Source organism: Streptomyces sp. NPDC059003 (assembly GCF_042740445.1).
Taxonomy (GTDB): Bacteria; Actinomycetota; Actinomycetes; order Streptomycetales; family Streptomycetaceae; genus Streptomyces.
Window position 1 is genome coordinate 1 of record NZ_JBHYJH010000160.1, and the last position, 20619, is coordinate 20619.

A 20619-nucleotide genomic window follows, 5' to 3' on the forward strand; every position below is an offset into this window, starting at 1 on the left:
CTTTCCCCCCTTGTTGGCGCTTCGCGCCTCGCCCTCAAACGCCGGGCGGGCTGGAAAATCCAGCCCGTCCGGCGTTTGAGGACAAGGCCGAAGGCCGGAAAGAAGGGGGTCCTAGGGGGCGGAGCCCCCTAGTTTCGGGAAGGGGCGGGTCTGTGGCGCCCCGCGACGGCTACAGCCGCTGCAGAATCGTCCCCGTAGCAACGGCACCCCCGGCACACATAGTGATCAGCGCAAACTCCCGATCCCGCCGCTCCAGCTCATGCAGCGCCGTCGCCAGAAGGCGCGCCCCGGTCGCCCCCACCGGATGCCCGAGCGCAATCGCGCCCCCGTTCACGTTCACCTTCTCCAGATCCTGCTCGAACACCCGCGCCCAGCTCAGCACCACCGACGCGAACGCCTCATTGATCTCCACGACGTCGATGTCCTTCAGGGACATCCCCGCCTTGCCCAGCACGGCCCGCGTCGCGTCGATCGGCCCGTCGAGGTGGAAGTGCGGATCGGCCCCGACGAGCGCCTGCGCCACGATCCGCGCGCGCGGCTTCAGCTTCAGCGCCCGCGCCATCCGCTTGGACGCCCACATCAGGGCCGCGGCCCCGTCGGAGATCTGGGAGGAGTTCCCTGCCGTGTGCACGGCGGTCGGCATGACGGGCTTGAGCCCGGCGAGCGCCGCCATGGACGTGTCCCGCAGCCCTTCGTCGCGGTCGACGAGCCGCCACATGCCCTGGCCCGCGGCCTGCTCCGCCTCGGTGGTCGGGACCTGCACGGCGAAGGTCTCCCGCTTGAAGCGCTCCTCGGCCCACGCGATGGCCGCCCGCTCCTGCGAGAGCAGCCCCAGGGAGTCCACGTTCTCCCGCGTGAGCCCCCGCTTCCGGGCGATCCGCTCCGCCGCCTCGAACTGATTGGGCAGGTCGACGTTCCACTCGTCGGGGAACGGCTTCCCGGGCCCGTGCTTGCTCCCGGACCCCAGCGGCACCCGGGACATCGACTCGACGCCGCAGCTGATGCCCACGTCGATCACGCCCGCCGCGACCATGTTGGCGACCATGTGGCTCGCCTGCTGGGACGACCCGCACTGGCAGTCGACGGTCGTCGCCGCGGTCTCGTACGGCAGGCCCATGGTGAGCCACGCCGTGCGCGCCGGGTTCATGGACTGCTCGCCCGCGTGCGTGACGGTGCCGCCGACGATCTGCTCGACGCAGTCGGCGTGGATGCCGGTCCTGCCGAGGAGCTCGCGGTAGGTCTCGCCGAGCAGATAGGCCGGATGGAGGTTGGCGAGCGCGCCCCCGCGCCTGCCGATGGGGGTGCGCACGGCTTCGACGATGACGGGCTCGGCGGCCATGAACTCATCCTCTCCATCCACGGAACGAACCGACCGAAGAACTAGTACGCGTTCTAGTTCCCCTTGCAGTCTGCTGAGCCCGCCCCCGCCACCGCAAGGGTCGTGCACGTACCTCGCCCACAACGCACACGCAACCAACCCGGCGCCGCCCCTTGCTCCTTGTAGAACCCGTTACTACCTTTCGAGCCGAGCGGCACTTCTGATGAGCCGTCAGGTCAGACGGCCGAGCGAACGCCTGGAGTCGCGATGCCCTGTCCCGCGCTGCCCGACGGGTTCGACCTCACCGACCCCGACCTGCTCCAAGAGCGCGTGCCCCACCCGGAGTTCGCGCGGCTCCGGCGGACGGAGCCGGTCTGCTGGGTGGCACAGCCGCCCGGCGCCTCCGGCTTCGACGACTCGGGCTACTGGGCCGTCACGCGGCACGACGACGTCAAGTACGTGTCCACGCACCCGGAGCTGTTCTCCTCGAACCTCAACACCGCGATCATCCGCTTCAACGAGTCGATCAGCCGCGACCAGATCGAGGTCCAGAAGCTGATCATGCTCAACATGGACCCGCCCGAGCACACCCGCGTGCGCCAGATCGTGCAGCGCGGCTTCACCCCCCGCGCCATCCGGTCCCTGGAGGGCGCCCTGCGCGACCGCGCGCACCGGATCGTCGAGGCCGCCCTGGCGAACGCCGGGCCCGACGGCTCCTTCGACTTCGTCACCAACGTCGCCGTCGAACTCCCCCTCCAGGCCATCGCCGAGCTCATCGGCGTACCCCAGGAGGACCGCTCCAAGATCTTCGACTGGTCCAACAAGATGGCGGCGTACGACGATCCGGAGTACGCGATCACCGAGGAGGTCGGCGCCGAGGCGGCCATGGAGATCGTGTCGTACGCGATGAACCTCGCCGCCGCCCGCAAGGCGTGCCCGGCCAAGGACATCGTGAGCCGGCTCGTCGCCGCGGAGGACGAAGGCAACCTCAACTCCGACGAGTTCGGGTTCTTCGTGATCCTGCTCGCCGTCGCGGGCAACGAGACGACCCGCAACGCCATCACGCACGGCATGCACGCCTTCCTCACCCACCCCGACCAGTGGGAGCTGTTCCAGCGCGAGCGCCCGGCGACGACCGCCGAGGAGATCGTGCGCTGGGCCACGCCCGTGGTGTCCTTCCAGCGCACCGCCACCGAGGACACCGAGCTCGGCGGCGCCCGGATCAAGCGGGGCGACCGCGTCGGAATCTTCTATTCCTCCGCCAACCACGACCCCGAAGTCTTCGCGCGCCCCGAGGTGTTCGACATCACCCGCGACCCGAACCCCCACCTCGGCTTCGGCGGCGGAGGCCCGCACTTCTGCCTCGGCAAGTCGCTCGCGGTCCTGGAGATCGACCTCATCTTCGGCGCCGTCGCGGAGGCGATGCCCGGCCTGCGGCTCACCGGCGACCCGCGCAGGCTCCGCTCGGCCTGGCTCAACGGAGTCAAGGAGCTCCAGGTCAGCACCCGCTGACCCGCCGCACGGGAGGCAGGGGCACATCCCCTACGCCCCGCCCCTGCCTCCCCTGGCACCGAGCCCGCGGCGCCCGGTCGAGTACGGACCGGACACCGTACGTGCACATGGAGTTAAGAAACCCGCCAAATGTTCACTTGATCGGAAAGAGTGCCAACGTTTTCGTGAAGCAAGGCGTCTAGAGGGGTGACCCTTGCCCGCCACAGACATCGAACGGAAACGGTGACCGTGGTCTCTGCCGACCTCTCGATCCTCCCGACCGGCAGCCCGTCCGCGGAACGGAAGGACCCCTTCCGTGCTTTCCGTTCCTTCTACCAGCGGCATCGCATACCCGTCCTCGCGACAGCGCCCACACTCCCCCTGTACGCGGTGTGGGCCGCGTTCCTCGCGACCGGCGGCGGCGACCTGGCGGCGCAGGAGGCCTGGGCCCGGTTCGTGTCCGACCACGGCACGGCGGCGTACAGCCTCTTCTGGTACGGCGGCATGCACACCGCCAACTACAGCGTCATCTCCCCGTACTTGATGGCCGCGCTCGGCGTGAAGACCGTCACCGTCCTCTCCGGGATCGCCGGTGCCTGGCTGGTCGCGGCGCTCATCGAGCGGGCCGGCGTCCGCCGCCCGCTCGCCCCCGCGGTGCTCGCCTCGCTCGCCGTGTGGTGCAACGTCGCCTCCGGGCGCACCACGTTCGCCCTGGGCCTGGCCTTCGGGCTCGGCGCGGTCCTCGCCGTGCTGCGCGAGCGGCGCCTGGCGGTGGCGGCGGTGTGCGCGGCGCTCGCCACCCTGGCGTCGCCCGTGGCGGGCCTGTTCCTGCTCGTGGCGGGCGCGGGCTACTTCTGCGTACGGGAGTGGGGGCGCGCCGCGGCCCTGCTTGTGCCGCCCGTCGTGGTCGTCGGCGTGACGACCCTGCTCTTCCCCTTCAAGGGCGAGCACTTGATGTGGGCGGACCGGATCTTCCCGCCCGTCTTCTTCAGCCTCCTGCTTATCGTGGCGGGGCCGCGCGAGTGGCGGGTGCTGCGGTGGGGCGCGGGCGTGTACGCGCTCGGGACCGTCCTGACGTATCTCATCCCGTCGCCGATCGGCACGAACGTCGAGCGGCTCGCCGAACTCGTCGCCCCCGCCCTGCTCCTGGCCGCGCTCCTGAGCCCGTCGCTGCCCGTGATGCGCCGCCTCGCGCTCGTCACCGGGCTCGTCCTCTCGACGGCCTGGGTGGTGCAGAAGACGGCCGACGACCTGGAGGTGTCGACGGTCGTGCCGGCGTGGGCGACCGACACGCGGGGCGTGGTGAGCGCCCTGGAGCGGCTCGGCGCCGACCGGGGCCGCGTCGAGGTCGTCCCGGCCCGCAACCACCGCGAGGCCACCGCGCTCGCGCCGTACGTGAACATGGCGCGCGGCTGGAACCGCCAGCTGGACATCGAGCGCGGCCGCGTCTTCTACGACGGCTCGTTCTCCGCCACCACGTACCGCGCGTGGCTCGACAAGTGGGCGGTCGGCTTCGTCGTCCTGCCGAACGGCCGCCCGGACGGGCCCGCCCGCGAGGAGGCGGCCCTCGTCAGGAGCGGGCCGAAGTGGCTCGAGCCGGTGTGGAAGGACAAGCACTGGCGGGTGTTCCGGGTGCGCAACGCCGTGCCCATGGCGTCGGCCCCCGCCTCCGTGGTCCGCTCCACCAGTACGGACGTGGTGGTGCGGGTGCCGGAGCGGGGGCCCGTGACCCTGCGGGTCGTGTACTCGCCGTGGCTGCGGGCCGAGGGCGCGTGCCTGACGAAGGACGGCGAGTTCACCCGTCTCACGGTGCCCGCGCCGGGCACCTACCGGATCAGCTCGGGGTACGGTCGCTCGCCGCGTCCGGCGGCGTGCTGACGGGCCCGTCGTCGTCCCCGCCGTCCCCGCCGTCTCCGCCGCCTCCATCGGAATCTTGAGTCCGGGACGCTTTCGGTGCCGCTGGTGCCGCTGGTGCGGCCTTCGCGGCCTTCGCGGCCTTCAGTCTCGTACCCAGCGACAGCGATGGACCGGCCACCGCGGGCTTCAGGACCTGCTTCACCCGCGGCCCCTGGAGCAGATACGTCAGGCCGAAGCCCGCGCCGACGACCGCCGCGCCGCCCACCGCGTCGAGCACCCAGTGGTTGCCGGTGCCGACGATCGCGCACACCGTGAAGAACGGGTGCAGCAGGCCGAGGGCCTTCATCCACCACTTCGGCGCGAGGATCGCGATGGTCAGACCGCACCACAGCGACCAGCCGAAGTGCAGCGAGGGCATCGCCGCGTACTGGTTGGTGAGCTTCGTGAGCGTGCCGTAGTCCGGCTGCGAGAAGTCCTGCGGGCCGTGGATGGTGTCGATGAAGCCCAGGTCCTCCATCAGGCGCGGCGGCGCGAGGGGGTAGCCCCAGAAGCCGACGAGCGCGAGCAGCGTGGCGAAGCCGAGGGCGGAGCGCGCCCAGCGGTACTGGGCGGGGCGGCGCAGGTACAGGAGCGCGAGGACGCTCAGCGGCACCACGAAGTGGAACGACGTGTAGTAGAAGTTGAAGAAGCTCTCCATCCACGGCGTCCGCGCCGTCAGATGGTTGAACCAGTGCTCGATGTCGATGTGCAGGAACTGCTCGATGGAGTGGATCTGCTCGCCGTGCGCCTCGGCCCGCTCGCGGCCGCCGGAGATGGTGCCGCCGGTCGCGGCGAGGCGGGTCTGCTGGTAGGCGGAGTAGCCGACGCGGATCAGGAGCAGTTCGAGGAGCAGGTTCGGGCGGGTCAGGACGCGCCGCCAGAACGGGAACAGCGGCACCCACTTCCAGCGCGCCGGCACGGGCTCCGCGTACGAGGTGGGGATCGGCTTCCGGTACTCGGGGGCCGTGCGGGACAGGAACGGCACGATCAGCGCGGACGCGAGCGCGGCGAGCAGCACGACGTTGTCGCGCAGCGGCTCCAGGAACGACATGTTCGGGAGCATCATCCGCGACGGCAGCGTCATCACGAGGACGACGGCGATCGGCCACACGTACCGGTCGGACGCGCGCTTGCCGACGCGGCCGACGACGGCGAGCAGGAGCCACAGGAGCTGGTGCTGCCAGCTCGTCGGGGAGACGGCGATGGCCACGCAGCCGGTGAGCGCGACGGCGAGGAGGAGCTGTCCGTCCTTCGCGTACTTCACGGCGCGGCGCAGGCCGAGGAAGGCGACGGCGGCGCCCAGGCCCAGGAAGAGCCCTATTTCGAGCGGGCCCTGGAGGCCGAAGCGGAGCAGCGCGCCGTGCAGCGACTGGTTGGCGTTGGCGTCCGGGTTGGCGCCGAGGCCCGCGCCCGCCATGTGGTGCACCCAGTAGGTCCACGAGTCGTGCGGCAGGGCGGCCCAGGCGACGGCGGTGGCGGCGGCGAACGTGGCGACCGTGGACAGGGCGGCCTTCCTGCGGCCGGTGAACCACAGCAGCGGTGCGAAGAGCAGCACGGTGGGCTGGAGCGCCGCGGCCAGGCCGATGAGGACGCCGCTGGCCCGCTCACCGCGCACGGCGAAGCAGCCGAGGAGCACGAGCAGGACCGGGATGATGCTGGTCTGGCCGAGGTTCAGCGTGTTGCGCACCGGCAGCGACAGCATGAGCAGGCAGATCGCGACGGGGGCGGCGAGCAGCGAGGCTCGCCGCGAGACGGGCTGCGGCAGGGCGCGGGCGGCCACGAGGCCGATGGCGACGACGAGGCCGAGGGTGCCGAACGTCCACGCCCAGCCGAGCGCCTGCTCGGCGGAGCTGGCGAGCGGCTTGAGGACGAGCCCGGCGAACGGGGTGCCGGTGAACTTGTCCGCGTCGTACAGCGAGCCCTTCACGTGCAGCACGCCGTGCGGGCCGATCCAGGTCTCCAGGTCGGTCAGGCGCTCGCCCTTGGGGGTGCGCAGGACGACGGCGGCCTGCCGGACCGCCAGGACGGCGGCGACCAGCCAGAGGGCGACACGGATCGCTCCGACGCGGGCTTCGGGGGTCCCGGGTGCCCGGGCGCCCAAGGCGCTGCCCGGTCCCCTGTGCTCAACATTCGCCACGCCCTGTCGGCCCTCCCGCCCCATCCGTCATCCTCGATCAAATTTCCAGGAGATCCGTGATCTCAGAGATCCGCGATCTCACCCGAAGAGGCTCGCACGCCCTTGGGTGAGACGCGCGCAACCCCCATGTCACCTGGCCGCCACACCGCTTTCTACCGGCTTTTCGGCTCCGGTGCCCAACCGGCGCGGGCTCCCGGCCGGTTCCCCGGGCCGGACGCGACATAGATCACATGAGCGCCATGTCCACACCGCCACACATTGTGGCATTTGAGCTGCATACACCCGCTTTGCCTGCACTCCGGGACGAGGCGGGCACGGAACGTAATGGTGGCATATGCACCTATGGTCGCGACCCATGCCCTTGTCGTCGACCGAAAGGCAGGCGAGCGAGCCCTTGCCGACCGCCACACCCGTCGTACCCAGCACCCGGGCGGCGTCCGCCCCCACGGGGTCCGCCCCCGCGGAGCCCGGCGCCGCCGACGTCACCGTCACCGATCCGGCGCTCGTCAGGCGCGCCGTGAAGGCGGCCGCGCTCGGCAACGCGATGGAGTGGTTCGACTTCGGCGTCTACAGCTACATCGCGGTCACGCTCGGCAAGGTCTTCTTCCCCTCCGGGAACCCGACGGCGCAGCTCCTGTCCACCTTCGGCGCCTTCGCGGCCGCGTTCCTGATCCGCCCCCTCGGCGGCATGGTCTTCGGCCCGCTCGGCGACCGCGTCGGCCGCCAGAAGGTGCTCGCCCTCACCATGATCATGATGGCGGCGGGCACGTTCGCGATCGGCCTGATCCCCTCGTACGCGACGATCGGCGTCTGGGCGCCGGTCCTGCTGCTCGCGGCCCGCCTGGTCCAGGGCTTCTCGACGGGCGGCGAGTACGCGGGCGCCGCCACGTTCATCGCGGAGTACGCGCCCGACAGGAAGCGCGGCTTCCTCGGCAGCTGGCTGGAGTTCGGCACCCTCGCCGGGTACATCGGCGGCGCGGGCCTCGTGACCCTGATGACGGCCCTGCTGAGCGCCGACGACCTGCTGTCGTGGGGCTGGCGCGTGCCGTTCCTCATCGCGGGCCCGATGGGCCTGATCGGCCTCTACCTGCGGCTGCGCCTGGAGGAGACCCCGGCGTTCGCGGCCCAGCTGGAGCGCGCCCACCAGGACGAGAAGGCGCGCGGCAAGACCAAGCTGCGCGAGCTGGTGACGACCCAGTGGCGGGCCCTGCTCCTGTGCGTGGGCCTGGTCCTCGTCTTCAACGTCACCGACTACATGCTCCTGTCGTACATGCCGACGTACCTGACCAAGGAGCTCGCGTACGACGAGACGCACGGGCTGCTCGTCGTGCTCGCGGTGATGGCCCTGATGATGTGTGCTCAGCCGTTCGTCGGCGCGCTCACCGACCGGATCGGCCGCCGCCCCGTCATCGCGGCGGGCTGCGCGGGCTTCTTCCTGCTCTCCGTGCCCGCGCTGCTCCTGATCCGCGACGGCTCCCTGTGGGCGATCGGCCTCGGCATGGCCGCGCTCGGGCTGCTCCTGGTCTGCTTCACCGCGTCCATGCCGGCCGCGCTGCCCGCCCTCTTCCCGACGAAGGTGCGCTACGGCTCCCTGTCCATCGGCTTCAACGTCTCCGTGTCGGTCTTCGGCGGTACGACGCCGCTGGTGGTCACCGCGCTGATCGGGGCCACGGGCGACACGATGATGCCCGCGTACTACATGATGGCCGCGGCCGTCGTGGGCGGCTTCGCGGTGTGGCGGATGACGGAGTCGGCCGGGCTGCCGCTGCCCGGTTCACCGGCCGCCGTCGAGCGCTGAGCCCGGGCTCCGCGGACGGGAGAACCACCGGCCGCGTTGTCCCGCGAATGTCCTGGTTCTGTCACGACGTGGTGCTGGAGTGACGGCTGGTTGCCTCCGGCGTTTGTCCGCGTGCTAACAATACGGGCGGCACAGAACGCATGCGTCCTGTGTGAACGCTGTGAACGCACAGCACGTCCTGACAGTTGGACCCGTGAGGGTCACAGGGGGAGAGGTACAAGCGCAGTGAACCGTTCGCGCACCACCACCGCAGTCCTGGCCACGGCAGGGGCCATCACCGCCGCACAGCTCGGCCTGGCCGGCGCCGCGTCCGCGTCGACGCCGACGCCGCGGCCCTCCGTGCAGACCGTCGCGCCGCAGAGCGCGCCGTCCGCCGCGGCCAACACCGGCTGCCCGATCGACATCGTCTACACGTCCCGGTTCTACATCGGCCCGGGCGGCTGGGTGACGAACGGCGGCCTGTACTTCGGCATCAAGAACAAGAGCAGCAAGACCTTCAAGAAGGTCTCCTTCACGGTCACCAACGTGAAGAACGTCCGCTTCGGCTCCGCCAAGGCCAAGGGCAAGGGCGCCAAGATCACCCGCAAGACCTCGCAGTCCGTCACGGTCTACGACGGCACCTTCAAGGGCCGCGCGAGCCTCGGCGTCAAGGTCAAGTCCCGCCTCCTGAACACCCGCCACTACAAGGTCAAGTTCAAGGTGCGCGGCAACGGCTGGAACTGCTCCGTGAACCAGGGCACCTGGGGCGCCTGAGTCCGGTCGGCCCCTGAGGGCCCGGACGGCTCCTGACCGCCACTGACGGCCACCGTTTCCTCCCGCCACACCGGCCGGGAGGAAACGGTGGCCGTCGCCGTTCCCATGACCTAGTCTCCTTAGTGAAACTAACTAGGTACGCGAAGAGTACGGCCTCACCGGCAAGGAGTCCCATGAGCAGCCAGCCCCAATGGACCGCCGTCGACGACTACTTCACCGCGCAGCTCGCCCCCGAGGACGAGGCGCTCACCGCCGCCCTGGCCGACAGCGACGCCGCCGGGCTCCCGCACATCAACGTCGCCCCGAACCAGGGCAAGCTCCTCCAGCTCCTGGCCCGGATCCAGGGCGCGCGGCGCATCCTGGAGATCGGCACCCTCGGCGGCTACAGCACCATCTGGCTGGCCCGCGCGCTGCCCGCCGACGGCCGCCTGATCTCCCTGGAGTTCGCGCCCGAGCACGCCGACGTGGCCCGCGCCAACCTCGCCCGCGCCGGGCTCGACAAGGTCACCGAGGTCCGCACGGGACCGGCCCTCGACTCGCTCGCCGCGCTCGACACGGAGGGCGCCGACCCCTTCGACCTGGTCTTCATCGACGCGGACAAGGTCAACAACGCGCGGTACGTCGAGTGGTCCCTCAAGCTCACCCGGCCCGGCAGCCTCATCGTCCTCGACAACGTCGGCCGCTCCGGCCAGGTCGCCGACGCCGCGTCGGACGACCCCAGCGTGCGCGGCACCCGCGAGGCCGTCGAGCTCATCGCGCGGCACCCGAAGCTGGACGGCACGGCGGTGCAGACGGTGGGCACGAAGGGCTACGACGGGTTCGCGCTCGCCCGCGTCCTCGACTGACCCTCCACGGGTCCTCAACCCTCGTGGTAGAAGCCCACGTTGATGCTGCGCGGGCCCGACCTGTCCTGCACGACGACCTCCCCCGAGCCGCCGCCCGGCAGCCGCGCCGCCCCGCCGTACGCGAGGGGCAGCGCCGTCCCGCCGGCCAGGATCCGCACCTCGGACGCCGGATCGGGCTGCGAGCCGCGCAGCCACGTCACCGTCCAGGACCGGTCGGGACCGCACCGGAACTCCAGGTGCACCCGGGAGACGAACAGCCAGTCCTGCGGCGCCACGAGCTTGCACACGCCGCCGTCACGGCCGACGTGCAGCACGGCGCCCGGTTCGCTGGGCGCCTCCGTCATCGTCATGCCTGCGGTCGCCCCCGCGTCGGCGCCGGAGAGCGCGGCCATGGTGAGTTCCAGCATCTGCGTACCCCCTGGATTCGGACACCCGCGCGCATCCTAAGGCCCTGCCGCGGCCGCCGCCCGGTCTCGCGCCGTACGACGTGGGGCTCACGCCGTCCTCACGCGGGCGTGCGCGAGGATGGACGCATGAGCATCGTGAAGATCAACGTCCTGACCGTGCCCGCCGAGCAGCGCGAGGTCCTGGAGCGGCGGTTCTCCGCCCGCGCCGGTTCCGTCGAGAGCTCGGACGGCTTCGAGTGGTTCGAGCTGCTCCGCCCCGTCGAGGGCACCGAGCAGTACCTGGTGTACACGCGCTGGCGCGACGAGGCCTCCTTCCAGGCGTGGATGGAGGGCCCGATGAAGGCCGCGCACCAGGGGGGCGGGGCCGCCGAGGGTGAGCGTCCCAAGCCGGCCGCGTCCGGCTCGACGCTGTGGTCGTTCGAGGTCGTGCAGCAGGCCGCGCCCAAGAGCGCATAGCTCCGGCGGCCCGCCGGGGGACGCGTCACCGCGCGCGGCGCGGCCTGAGGGCGCGTCACCGCGCGCCGCGCAGCTTGAGGATGTAGGTCGCGGTGAGGGCGACGCCACGGTCCTCGTCGTGCGAGAGCTCCGCGAGGGCGCGGGCCGTCGTGGGGCCCGGGATGTCCGCGAGTGCCTGGGCGACGCGTCGGCGTACGGCCGGTTCGAGGGCGTCGTGGGTGAGGCGGTCGACGAGCCCGGTGGCGATCCGGTCCGCGAGGGCGGGATCGCCCGCCAGCTCGCTCAACGCGTCGGCCGCGTCGGCCTCGTGCGTCTCCTCGACGACCATGCCGACGAGCGTCGGTATCGCGTCGGCGACGCCGCGTGCCCCGAGCGCCAGGGCCGCGTACCTGCGGACCGCGGCATCGGGGTGATCGAGGGCGTCCCGCAGCAGCGCGGTCGCCTCGGCGTTCGGGATCTCGGCGAGGGACCGGACGGCGCGGGTGCGCACCTCGGCCACGGGCGAGCCGAGGCCCTTCGCGAGGAGATCCTGGCCGCCGTCGCCCGACTGCGCGAGGGCCCAGCGCAGGGCACCGGCGACATGCGGGTCGCTCTCGCTGAGCACCGCCTCGACCAGCGCTTCCACCGGTACGGGCGCCTCGTCGACCGAGGACAGGGCGGCGCGCTGGCGCGTCCCCGCGCTCGGGGAGCCGAGCGCCTGGAGGAGCGCGACGGTCTGGAGGACGTCCTCCCAGCCCGTGGGCTCCGCGGCGTCGATCCTGCGGAGCCGCGTGAGCAGTTCCGTCTCCGCCGCGATGCGTTCCCGCGTCCGGCGGATGAGGTCGTCGACGAGCTCCGCGGGCGCGAAGCGGGGGTCGTCGAGCGCGCGCCCCACGTCGTGCAGCGAAAGGCCAAGGGACCGCAGGCTCTCGATGTGGAAGATGCGGCGGATGTCCTCGCCGGAGTACTCGCGGTAGCCGGCGCCGGTGCGGCCCGTCGGCCGCACCAGGCCCAGCGACTCGTAGTGTCTGAGCATGCGGGCGCTGACTCCGGAGCGCCGTGCCACCTCACCGATCCGCACGGCCCGTCACCCCGCCGGGCTCGGCGCGCCGAGGGCCAGGACGCGCTTCGCCTCCTCGACCGCGAACTCGAATCCGGCGTCCGGGTCGCGCCACAGCCGTTCCGTGGCGATGGCGTGCTGCCGCACGCGCGGCTCGGGATCCGTCATCGCGGTACGCAGCGCCGGCAGCATCGTCGCGTCGAGCGCCGTCAGCGCCCGGCTGAGGCTCAGCTGCGTCTCGCGCCCGCCGCGCCCCAGCTGCGTCACCAGCGCCGCGGCGAGGCCGGGCTCCGCGCCCTCGGGCACGAGCACGACCGCCGCCCGCCAAGCGCTCCGCGCCACCTCGTCGTCGGCGTCGGCCAGCAGCGCCCGCGTGATCACCGGCCACGCCCCCCGGTCCCCGATCTTGGACAGCGTGTGCAACGCCTGGCTCCGGGCCTGCGCGCGCTCCGAGCGGACCTCGTCCATGAGCACCGGGACCGTCACGGCCGGGGCGTGGCGGATGAGTGCCCACGTCAGCATTTCCCGTACGAAGAACTCGGGCTCGACCGCGCAGCGTTCGACGAGCGTGCCGACGAACCGCGGGTCCGGGTCCGTACCGGCCGCGAGCGCCGCCCGCAGCCGCACCGACGAGCGGCTGTCCTCAAGGTGCCGGAGGACGCCCGGCCCACCCGCGCCCGGCTTGCTCTCCTGCTGCGTCTCGTTCTGCGGCGTCTCATGCTGCGGCTTCTCGTCCGACGTGATCATCGAGGCCACCTCCTCGGCACAGTGAAGACCTTGTCACTGTGTCAAGGTCAAGCGGGCCGTCAGCGGGGCAGGGGGCGTTCCGAGTCGGAGCCGCACATCTCGGCGCCCAGCTCCTCCACGAGCCGCCTCAGGTCCGTGGGCCGCCCCGGCCCCCACCAGTCGCCGAGCAGCTCCGCGAGGGACTCCTCGCGGGCCTTGGCCAGGTCAGCGGCCACCGTGCGGCCCGCGTCGGACAGGCGCAGGCCGAGGCCCTCGCGGATGACGAGGCGGCGCTCCTCCAGCTGGCGGGCGGCCTGGGTGAGGACCGTCAGCGGCACCGCGCCGCGCTCGGCGAGCGTCGCGGGCTCCACGTGCCCGTGGCGGGCGACGCGCAGGAGCAGCCAGCTGGCGGCGGGCAGCAGGTCGTACCCGGCGCGCTCGGTGATGCGGACGTAGACCGCGCGGCGGCCCTCGCGGGTGCCGAGGAGGGACAGGGCGCGGGCCACCTCGTCGTACGAGGAGCGCTCGACGGGGTTGCTGGCGAGGGTCTGCGTGGGATCGGGCGCGGTGACGGCGCCGCGCAGCTTGTCCTCGCGCAGGAACCAGGCGAGGACGAACGCGACGAGGGCGACCGGCGCCGCGTACAGGAAGACGTCGGTGATGGCGGCGGAGTAGGCGTCGAGGACGGCGGGCCGCTCGCCGGGCGGCAGGGCGGCGACCCCGCGCGGGTCGGCCTTGAGGGAGTCGACGGTGACGCCGGGCGGCAGGTCCTGGCCGCGCAGGGCGGAGGTGAGCTTGTCGCCGAGCCGGGACGCGAAGACCGTACCGAAGATCGCGACGCCGAACGACGCGCCGATGGACCGGAAGAAGGTCGCCCCGGACGTGGCGACGCCGAGGTCCTCGTACGCGACGGCGTTCTGCACGATGAGCACGAGCACCTGCATGACGAGGCCAAGCCCGAGGCCGAAGACGAAGAAGTACGCGCTCATCTCGAACGTGGGGGTGTCCGGCTTCAGCTGGTGCAGGAGCAGCAGGCCGAGGGTCGTGACGGCCGTGCCCGCCACCGGGAAGACCTTCCAGCGCCCGGTGCGGCTGACGATCTGGCCGGACGCGGTCGAGGAGATCAGCATGCCGACGACCATCGGCAGCATGTGCACGCCGGACATGGTGGGCGAGACGCCCTGGACGACCTGGAGGAACGTCGGCAGGTACGTCATGGCACCGAACATCGCGAAGCCCACGACGAAGCTGATGACGGCGGAGAGGGTGAAGGTGCGGATGCGGAACAGCTTCAGCGGAATGACGGGTTCGGCGGCCTTCCGCTCCACCGCCACGAAGCAGACGGCGAGCGCCACGCCGAGGACCGCAAGGCCGATGATCTGCGGCGAGCCCCAGGCCCAGGTGGTGCCGCCGAGGGACGCGACGAGGACCAGGCAGGTGGCGACGGACGCGATGAGGAAGGTGCCGAGGTAGTCGATGGTGTGCCGGGCGGAGCGGACCGGGATGTGCAGGGCGGCGGCGATCACGGCGAGCGCGACCACGCCGACCGGCAGGTTGACGTAGAACACCCAGCGCCAGCTCAGGTGCTGCGTGAACAGGCCGCCGAGCAGCGGCCCGAGGACGCTGGTCGCGCCGAAGACCGCGCCGAACAGGCCCTGGTACTTGCCGCGTTCGCGCGGCGAGACGATGTCGCCGACGATCGCCATGGACAGGACCATGAGCCCGCCGCCGCCGAGGCCCTGCAGGGCGCGGAACCCGATGAGCTGCGACATGTTCTGCGCGATGCCGCACAGCGCCGAGCCGACCAGGAAGATCACGATCGCGGTCTGGAAGAGCTTCTTGCGCCCGTACTGGTCGCCGAGCTTGCCCCACAGCGGGGTCGCGGCCGTGGCGGCCAGCATGTACGCGGTGACGACCCACGACAGGTGCTCCATGCCGCCGAGGTCGCTGACGATGGTCGGCAGGGCGGTCGAGACGATGGTCTGGTCGAGCGCGGCGAGCAGCATGCCGAGCAGCAGCGCGCCGATGGAGACCAGCACGCCGCGCCGCACGTGCTCCGGGGGCCCGGCCCCGTGCGCGGGCCCGGCCGGGCGGGTGCTCACGTCGTGCGTCATGGACACCTCCTGCGGGTGCTCTCCCTCTCCATCGTGGTCCGAGTCACCCGTTATGGCCTGTTGAGTCGCGCGGCTGCATACTCCTGTGGAGCCCTGCGGGACCGGCGAGGCGAGGGGAGCACCCAGTGAGCCCAGGAGACTTAGGGAACGCGGCAGGCCCGGGGAGCACGGAAGGTCCGGGGAGCGCGGCAGGACCGGAGTACGGGGCGGGGCGGGCGTGTCCGGGGTGCGGGACGGCGCGGGCGCCGGACGGGGCGCCCGCGTGCGGCTGTGCGCGTGCGGCGGCCCGGGCGGCGCTGGAGACGCGGTCGGCCCAGGCGGCCGCCGCGGAGGACTTCGACCCGCTGCGGATACGCCCGTACGTGACCCTGCCCGAGCCGGAGGCCCCGCTTCCGGCCTTGGTGTCGGGGGCCTCGGCGCCGCTGCCGCAGGAGGCCGGGCCCACCGCCCCGCAGGAGGCCTCGGGGCCCGCCGATGCCGTGTACGCCAGGTCCGCGCGGCACGGCCGGACGGGGCTGTTCGCCGGGGTGGGCGTGCTTGTCGCGTCGGCGGCCGTCTTCGCCGGCGGGATGTTCACGGGGGGTGACCGGGGCGACGGCGAGGACCTGGCCCTCCCGGACACGCGGTCCGGCATGCCGGATCCCGACCCCGACCCCGAAGAGGGGGACGCGCGGAACTCGGTGACGAAGGCGGAGCCCGCGCCGAGCCCGACGACGACCCGCCCGCGGCCCACGCGCACGCCCTCCCCGTCGGCGTCGTCGTCCCCGCGGGCGCACCACGCGGAACCGCCCACATCGCCGACCCGTACGACGGCCCGCGCGACCGGCACGGTGTCGCTGCCGCCCTCGCACCGCCCGGCACAGCCGGAGCGCCCGCCCGCCGCCCCGGCCCTCAGCGTGGGCGACACGGGCGACGAGGTGCGCGAACTCCAGTACCGCCTGGGGCAGTTGTCGCTGTACGTGGGCCCGCCGGACGGCGTCTACTCCCCCGTCGTCGCCGACGCGGTGGCGCGCTACCAGTGGGCCCGGGGCGTCACCGACGATCCGCGCGGCACGTACGGCAGCGCCACGCGCCGCGCCCTGGAGGCGGAGACGAGCGCCCCCTGAGCGGACGGCCCCTGAACGGACGGCCCCTGGGCGGACGGCCCGAAGGGCTCAGCCGAAGGCAGGACAGGGGCAGGGCAGAGGCAGGGCTCAGGCGAAGGTGAGGCGTATCGCCCCGTCCGCGTCGGCGGTGACGCGGATCTGCGTGAGGTCGTCCACCCACACCGTGGGCTCGTACTCCCCGGCGCGGGGGCCGATCCCGACGACCCGCATGCCCGCGGCCTTCCCGGCCGCGATGCCCGCGCCGGAGTCCTCGAAGACGACGCAGTCGGCGGGGTCGAAGCCCAGCTCGGCCGCGCCCTTGAGGAAGCCCTCGGGGTCGGGCTTGCTGGCGGAGACGCTCTCGGCGGTCACCCGCACCCGCGGCAGCGGCAGGCCCGCGGCGGCCATCCGGCCGGTGGAGAGGCCCACGTCGGCGGACGTGACGAGCGCGTGCGGCAGACCGGCGACGGCGGCGAGGAACTCCGGCGCTCCGGGCACGGGCACGACGCCGTCCATGTCGGCCGTCTCCTGCGCCAGCATCTCGCGGTTCTCCGCGTGGTTCTCGGCCATCGGCCGGTCGGGCAGGAGCAGCGCCATGGACGCGTACCCCTGCCGTCCGTGCACGACCGTCATGACCTCGTCGGCGTCGAGTCCGTGCCGGGCGGCCCACTGCCGCCAGCAGCGCTCGACGACGGCGTCGGAGTTGACGAGGGTGCCGTCCATGTCGAGGAGGAGAGCTCGGGCGGTCAGTTCGTTCACGGCCGTCATCGGCGTACTCCAAGGGAAGGCCCGCACACGGAAGAGGGGAACAAGGCGGCTCCGCCCGCCGGTCAGGGAGTACGAGCGGAGCCACTTTGTTTCTTCACGGTACAAAACAGGGGCCCCAATGACCAACAACGCAGGTCAGCGACCTCTCAGACCACCGCGCCCCCGCGTCACGCCCCCGCGGCCCCGCGTCAGGCCACCGCCTCGTACAGGCTCCACAGGCCGAGCCCCAGCATCAGGAGCGCCGCGATCTTCGTGATGAGCGACAGCGGCACCCGCTTCATCAGGGCCTTGCCGCCCACGATGCCGAGCCCGGCGACGGCCCAGAGCGCGAGCACCGCGCCGAGGCCGACGGAGAGCGGGTCGTCGTACCGCGCGGCCAGGTTCGCCGTCATGATCTGCGTGAGGTCGCCGAACTCGGCGACCAGGATGAGCATGAAGCCCGCGCCCGAGACCCGCCAGAAGCTCTGGTCCCTGGGCGCCTTGACCTCGTCGTCGTCCTCGCCCTTCTTCATGAGCAGCATCGCGGCGCCGCCGAGGAACAGCACGCCGGTGATCGCCTGGACCAGGCGCTGCGGCGCGAGCGTCAGGACGCTGCCCGCCGCCACGGCGAGCACCACGTGCACCGCGAAGGCGGCGGCGACGCCCGCGAAGACATAGCTGGCGCGGTAGCGGGTGCCGAGGACGAGCCCGGCGAGCGCGGTCTTGTCGGGCAGTTCGGCGAGGAAGACGACGCCGAAGACGAGCGCCATCACACTGAGGCTGATCAAGGGTTCCTCAATCGGTCGGGCCGCCCCACCGAGAGTTCCGCAGCCTTCGCGTACGACACCTCGGCACGGCAGCGCACACGGACGTACACGGGCGTGTACGTGGGCACTGCTTGCCGAAGGTCTCGCTGGCCGCCCACCGCGTGGGCCGCCTCCGGGCGCCGGCTCAGACGAGCTGAGCAGTATGTCGACGGTCCGGCGAAGAGCTACTCCCCTTCTGCGCCACCCATGGTACGCGACGCCCCCACGGCCCTGAACAGGGACTTTCGTCCTACGTCCGGGCACGCCCCGCACCGACCCCGGACCCTCTTGCGCGTGAGCTGGATCACAAGACGGCAACTCCTTTGCCTCGGCGCACAGGTGACACTTCGCCAGAACCCTTGCCCCGTCCACCCATTTGACGCGACCCTGTCACCACCCGCACATCCGCTGGCAACCCCACAACGCCAGCATGACCACGCCCGAGTGGTCACCATCCCCCCACGTCAAGGGAGTTCGCATGCCCGCTGTCTACGCGCGTCGCCGCCTCGCCGCCCTGGGTGCCCTCACCGCCCTCGCCTGCGGCACGACCCTGCTCACCGGGTCCCCGGCCCAGGCCGCGCCGCCCACCCCCGTCAGCGCCGACACCGCCCGCACCTACCTCGCCCAGCTCACCGTCCGCGCCGAGGGCTCGTCCGACGGCTACAGCCGCGACAAGTTCCCGCACTGGATCACCCAGTCCGGCGCCTGCAACACCCGTGAGGTCGTCCTCAAGCGCGACGGCGAGAACGTCCAGCAGGACGGCAGCTGCGCCGCCGTCTCCGGCACCTGGAAGTCCGCGTACGACAACGCCACCTGGACGCAGGCCTCCGACCTCGACATCGACCACGTCGTACCGCTCTCCGAGGCCTGGAAGTCCGGCGCCAACTCCTGGACCACCGCACAGCGGCAGGGCTTCGCCAACGACCTGAGCCAGCCGCAGCTCATCGCGGTGACCGACAACGTCAACCAGGCCAAGGGCGACAAGGACCCCGCCGAGTGGCTGCCGCCCGTCGCCTCGTACCACTGCTTCTACGCCCGGATGTGGGTGGACGTGAAGCAGCACTACAACCTCACGGTCGACCCGGCCGAGAAGAGCGCCCTCTCCTCGATCCTCAACGGCTGCTGAAACCTCGCGAATCGAACGGTCTGCGCGGAACCGTCCCGCCCGCCTCCGTCGTTCCGTACCGTACGGGGCGACGGAGGAGGGTGATCGCTGTGGCACGGCTGCGTCTCGGCCCGCTGCTGAGACATGTCGACGGTGCGAGCGCGACCGTGTGGGTGGAGGCCGACCGGCCCTGCACGGCCGAGGTGCGGTGCGCGGACGGGGCCACGGGCTCGGCCCGCACGTTCCAGATCGCCGGGCACCACTACGCGCTCGTGCCGGTCACGGGCCTCAGGCCGGGCACGGAGACGGCGTACGAGGTCCGGCTCGGCGACACGCCCGTGTGGCCGCCGCCCGATGCGGCGTTCCCGTTCCCGCCGAGCACCATCCGGACGCCCGCCGACGAGCCCGAAACGGTCCGCGTCACGTTCGGCTCCTGCCGCTGGGCGGCGCCGCCCAGCGACGAGGACGACCCCGTGGGGCCGGACGCCCTCGACACGCTCGCGGCCCGCATCGCCGCCGACCCCGACGCCGAGCGCCCGGACGTCCTGCTGCTCCTCGGCGACCAGGTGTACGCGGACGAGACGTCCGACGCCACGCGCCGCTGGCTCGCCCTGCGGCGCGACCTGTCGGAGCCCCCGGGCGACCAGGTCGCGGACTACGAGGAGTACACCCACCTGTACTACGAGTCCTGGCTCGACCCCGAGGTGCGCTGGCTCCTCTCCACCGTCCCGAGCTGCATGATCTTCGACGACCACGACGTCATAGACGACTGGAACACCAGCGCGTCCTGGCTCGGCGAGATGCGCGCGACACCCTGGTGGCGCGAGCGCGTCCTCAGCGGCCTGATGTCGTACTGGGTGCACCAGCACATCGGCAACCTGCCGCCCGCCGAGCTCGAACGCGACGAGGTGTACGCGGCGGTGCGCGCGACGCCCGACGGCACCGACGCGCTGCGCGCCTTCGCCGCCAAGGCCGACGACGAGCCCGCGTCCGCCCGCTGGAGCTACCGCCGCGACTTCGGCCGCGTACGCCTGTTGATGGTCGACACCCGCGCCGCGCGCGTCCTGGACGAGGACAAGCGCGCCATGCTCGACCCGGAGGAGGAGCGCTGGCTGCGCGAGCAGGCCCTCGACGGCACTTACGACCACCTCCTGATCGGCACGTCCCTGCCGTGGCTGCTCCCCCACCTCATCCACGACGTCGAGGGGTGGAACGCGGCCCTGTGCCGGGGCGAACGCGGGGCGCGCTGGGCGCGGTTCGGCGAGAAGCTGCGCCGGCGCGCCGACCTCGAGCACTGGGCCGCCTTCCCGGCGTCGTTCGCCTCGCTGACGCGGCTGATCGCCGAGGTGGGGTCGGGCGCGGGCGCTCCCGCGACGGTGTGCGTGCTCTCCGGCGACGTGCATCACGCGTACGTCGCCGAGCCGGCGTGGCCCGCCGGTGACGGGCCCGACGCGCGCGTCCTGCAGCTGACCTGCTCGCCCGTGCACAACTCCGTCCCCGCCTCCATCCGGGTCGGGTTCCGCTTCGGCTGGAGCCGGGTGGGGCGTGCGCTCGGTCGGCGGTTCGCCCGGCACGGGCGGCTCGGCGGGGCCGAGGTCAGCTGGCGCAGGACCGGGGGTCCCTGGTTCGGGAACCAGTTGATGACGCTGACCTTGCGGGGGCGTGGCGCTGCGCTCCGCCTTGACCAGGCGCGGGCGGACGGGACGGGTCTGCGAACGGTGTCCGAGTCGTCGCTGACTTGATCTCCCCCACCCCGCCCCTTCCCGAACTGGGGGCTCCGCCCCCAGGCCCCCTTTTATCCGCGCTGCGCGCTCGTCCTCAAACGCCGGACGGGCTAGAACCTTCGCCGGCCGGGCGAGGTGATTTCAGCCCGTCCGGCGTTTGAGGACGAGGCGC

17 protein-coding genes are annotated in these 20619 nt (G+C 72.3%); 9 read left to right on the forward strand and 8 right to left on the reverse strand.

The window, feature by feature from the left end; translation table 11 throughout:
• Positions 1-169 precede the first annotated feature (169 nt).
• Positions 170-1339, reverse strand: a complete 1170-nt coding sequence (locus tag ACFWZ5_RS36475; RefSeq protein WP_384804484.1) for a steroid 3-ketoacyl-CoA thiolase — start codon at positions 1337-1339, stop codon at positions 170-172.
• Positions 1340-1585: 246 nt separating this feature from the next.
• On the opposite strand from ACFWZ5_RS36475, the gene ACFWZ5_RS36480 reads away from it, so the two are divergent.
• On the forward strand, positions 1586-2830 hold the full coding sequence (locus tag ACFWZ5_RS36480) for a cytochrome P450 (protein ID WP_384804486.1): 1245 nt from the start codon (positions 1586-1588) through the stop codon (positions 2828-2830).
• 222 nt (positions 2831-3052) lie between these two features.
• Positions 3053-4687, forward strand: a complete 1635-nt coding sequence (locus ACFWZ5_RS36485; protein ID WP_384804488.1) for a hypothetical protein — start codon at positions 3053-3055, stop codon at positions 4685-4687.
• On the opposite strand, the gene ACFWZ5_RS36490 is transcribed toward ACFWZ5_RS36485, so the two are convergent.
• Positions 4644-6842 carry a bifunctional glycosyltransferase 87/phosphatase PAP2 family protein gene (locus ACFWZ5_RS36490; RefSeq protein WP_384804490.1) on the reverse strand — a complete coding sequence of 733 codons (2199 nt, stop codon included), beginning with the start codon at positions 6840-6842 and terminating at the stop codon, positions 4644-4646. The genes ACFWZ5_RS36485 and ACFWZ5_RS36490 overlap by 44 nt on opposite strands.
• A gap of 355 nt (positions 6843-7197) precedes the next feature.
• On the opposite strand from ACFWZ5_RS36490, the gene proP reads away from it, so the two are divergent.
• The 3 genes from proP (at position 7198) to ACFWZ5_RS36505 (ending at position 10238) form a co-directional block, all read left to right on the forward strand.
• The gene (proP, locus tag ACFWZ5_RS36495; protein ID WP_384804492.1) at positions 7198-8640 is read left to right on the forward strand and encodes a glycine betaine/L-proline transporter ProP; all 1443 of its coding nucleotides are present in this window, start codon (positions 7198-7200) and stop codon (positions 8638-8640) included.
• A gap of 225 nt (positions 8641-8865) precedes the next feature.
• Complete coding sequence (locus ACFWZ5_RS36500) at positions 8866-9393, forward strand: hypothetical protein (protein WP_384804494.1); 528 nt, start codon at positions 8866-8868, stop codon at positions 9391-9393.
• 173 nt (positions 9394-9566) lie between these two features.
• Entirely contained in the window at positions 9567-10238 is a 672-nt protein-coding gene (locus tag ACFWZ5_RS36505) for an O-methyltransferase (protein WP_384804298.1), read from the forward strand.
• A 14-nt stretch (positions 10239-10252) separates the two neighbouring features.
• Here the strand turns inward: ACFWZ5_RS36505 and ACFWZ5_RS36510 are convergent, their stop codons facing one another.
• Positions 10253-10645, reverse strand: a complete 393-nt coding sequence (locus ACFWZ5_RS36510) for a hypothetical protein (protein WP_384804300.1) — start codon at positions 10643-10645, stop codon at positions 10253-10255.
• A gap of 126 nt (positions 10646-10771) precedes the next feature.
• Here ACFWZ5_RS36510 and ACFWZ5_RS36515 point away from each other — a divergent pair, with 126 nt between their 5' ends.
• Positions 10772-11101, forward strand: a complete 330-nt coding sequence (locus tag ACFWZ5_RS36515; protein ID WP_384804302.1) for an antibiotic biosynthesis monooxygenase family protein — start codon at positions 10772-10774, stop codon at positions 11099-11101.
• A 55-nt stretch (positions 11102-11156) separates the two neighbouring features.
• Here the strand turns inward: ACFWZ5_RS36515 and ACFWZ5_RS36520 are convergent, their stop codons facing one another.
• From ACFWZ5_RS36520 to ACFWZ5_RS36530, 3 genes are read right to left on the reverse strand one after another with little or no spacing between them, the layout of a single operon-like run.
• Positions 11157-12161, reverse strand: coding sequence for a HEAT repeat domain-containing protein (locus tag ACFWZ5_RS36520; RefSeq protein WP_384804304.1), 1005 nt, complete (start codon positions 12159-12161; stop codon positions 11157-11159).
• A gap of 6 nt (positions 12162-12167) precedes the next feature.
• Positions 12168-12887, reverse strand: a complete 720-nt coding sequence (locus ACFWZ5_RS36525) for a HEAT repeat domain-containing protein (protein ID WP_384804306.1) — start codon at positions 12885-12887, stop codon at positions 12168-12170.
• Positions 12888-12946: 59 nt separating this feature from the next.
• Positions 12947-14980: an MFS transporter gene (locus ACFWZ5_RS36530; RefSeq protein WP_384804308.1), complete on the reverse strand. Its 2034-nt coding sequence runs from the start codon at positions 14978-14980 to the stop codon at positions 12947-12949.
• Positions 14981-15105: 125 nt separating this feature from the next.
• On the opposite strand from ACFWZ5_RS36530, the gene ACFWZ5_RS36535 reads away from it, so the two are divergent.
• Positions 15106-16086, forward strand: coding sequence for a peptidoglycan-binding protein (locus ACFWZ5_RS36535; RefSeq protein ID WP_384804310.1), 981 nt, complete (start codon positions 15106-15108; stop codon positions 16084-16086).
• Between the two features lie 87 nt (positions 16087-16173).
• Here ACFWZ5_RS36535 and ACFWZ5_RS36540 read toward each other — a convergent pair whose 3' ends face one another.
• Positions 16174-16833, reverse strand: coding sequence for an HAD-IA family hydrolase (locus ACFWZ5_RS36540; RefSeq protein WP_384804312.1), 660 nt, complete (start codon positions 16831-16833; stop codon positions 16174-16176).
• A 188-nt stretch (positions 16834-17021) separates the two neighbouring features.
• Positions 17022-17600: a TMEM165/GDT1 family protein gene (locus ACFWZ5_RS36545; RefSeq protein ID WP_384804314.1), complete on the reverse strand. Its 579-nt coding sequence runs from the start codon at positions 17598-17600 to the stop codon at positions 17022-17024.
• 496 nt (positions 17601-18096) lie between these two features.
• On the opposite strand from ACFWZ5_RS36545, the gene ACFWZ5_RS36550 reads away from it, so the two are divergent.
• Together ACFWZ5_RS36550 and ACFWZ5_RS36555 are read left to right on the forward strand one after the other, a co-directional pair.
• The gene (locus tag ACFWZ5_RS36550) at positions 18097-18744 is read left to right on the forward strand and encodes an HNH endonuclease family protein (RefSeq protein WP_384804316.1); all 648 of its coding nucleotides are present in this window, start codon (positions 18097-18099) and stop codon (positions 18742-18744) included.
• A gap of 89 nt (positions 18745-18833) precedes the next feature.
• The gene (locus tag ACFWZ5_RS36555; protein WP_384891846.1) at positions 18834-20465 is read left to right on the forward strand and encodes an alkaline phosphatase D family protein; all 1632 of its coding nucleotides are present in this window, start codon (positions 18834-18836) and stop codon (positions 20463-20465) included.
• Positions 20466-20619 lie beyond the last annotated feature (154 nt).

Excerpts from the sequence above, each read along its gene's own strand:
- proP (WP_384804492.1), top strand. The coding sequence starts at position 7,198 with ATGCCCTTGTCGTCGACCGAAAGGCAGGCGAGCGAGCCCTTGCCGACC.
- ACFWZ5_RS36530 (WP_384804308.1), bottom strand. The coding sequence starts at position 14,980 with ATGACGCACGACGTGAGCACCCGCCCGGCCGGGCCCGCGCACGGGGCC.
- ACFWZ5_RS36525 (WP_384804306.1), bottom strand. The coding sequence starts at position 12,887 with ATGATCACGTCGGACGAGAAGCCGCAGCATGAGACGCCGCAGAACGAG.
- ACFWZ5_RS36510 (WP_384804300.1), bottom strand. The coding sequence starts at position 10,645 with ATGCTGGAACTCACCATGGCCGCGCTCTCCGGCGCCGACGCGGGGGCG.
- ACFWZ5_RS36480 (WP_384804486.1), top strand. The coding sequence starts at position 1,586 with ATGCCCTGTCCCGCGCTGCCCGACGGGTTCGACCTCACCGACCCCGAC.
- ACFWZ5_RS36550 (WP_384804316.1), top strand. The coding sequence starts at position 18,097 with ATGCCCGCTGTCTACGCGCGTCGCCGCCTCGCCGCCCTGGGTGCCCTC.
- ACFWZ5_RS36475 (WP_384804484.1), bottom strand. The coding sequence starts at position 1,339 with ATGGCCGCCGAGCCCGTCATCGTCGAAGCCGTGCGCACCCCCATCGGC.
- ACFWZ5_RS36515 (WP_384804302.1), top strand. The coding sequence starts at position 10,772 with ATGAGCATCGTGAAGATCAACGTCCTGACCGTGCCCGCCGAGCAGCGC.
- ACFWZ5_RS36540 (WP_384804312.1), bottom strand. The coding sequence starts at position 16,833 with ATGACGGCCGTGAACGAACTGACCGCCCGAGCTCTCCTCCTCGACATG.
- ACFWZ5_RS36505 (WP_384804298.1), top strand. The coding sequence starts at position 9,567 with ATGAGCAGCCAGCCCCAATGGACCGCCGTCGACGACTACTTCACCGCG.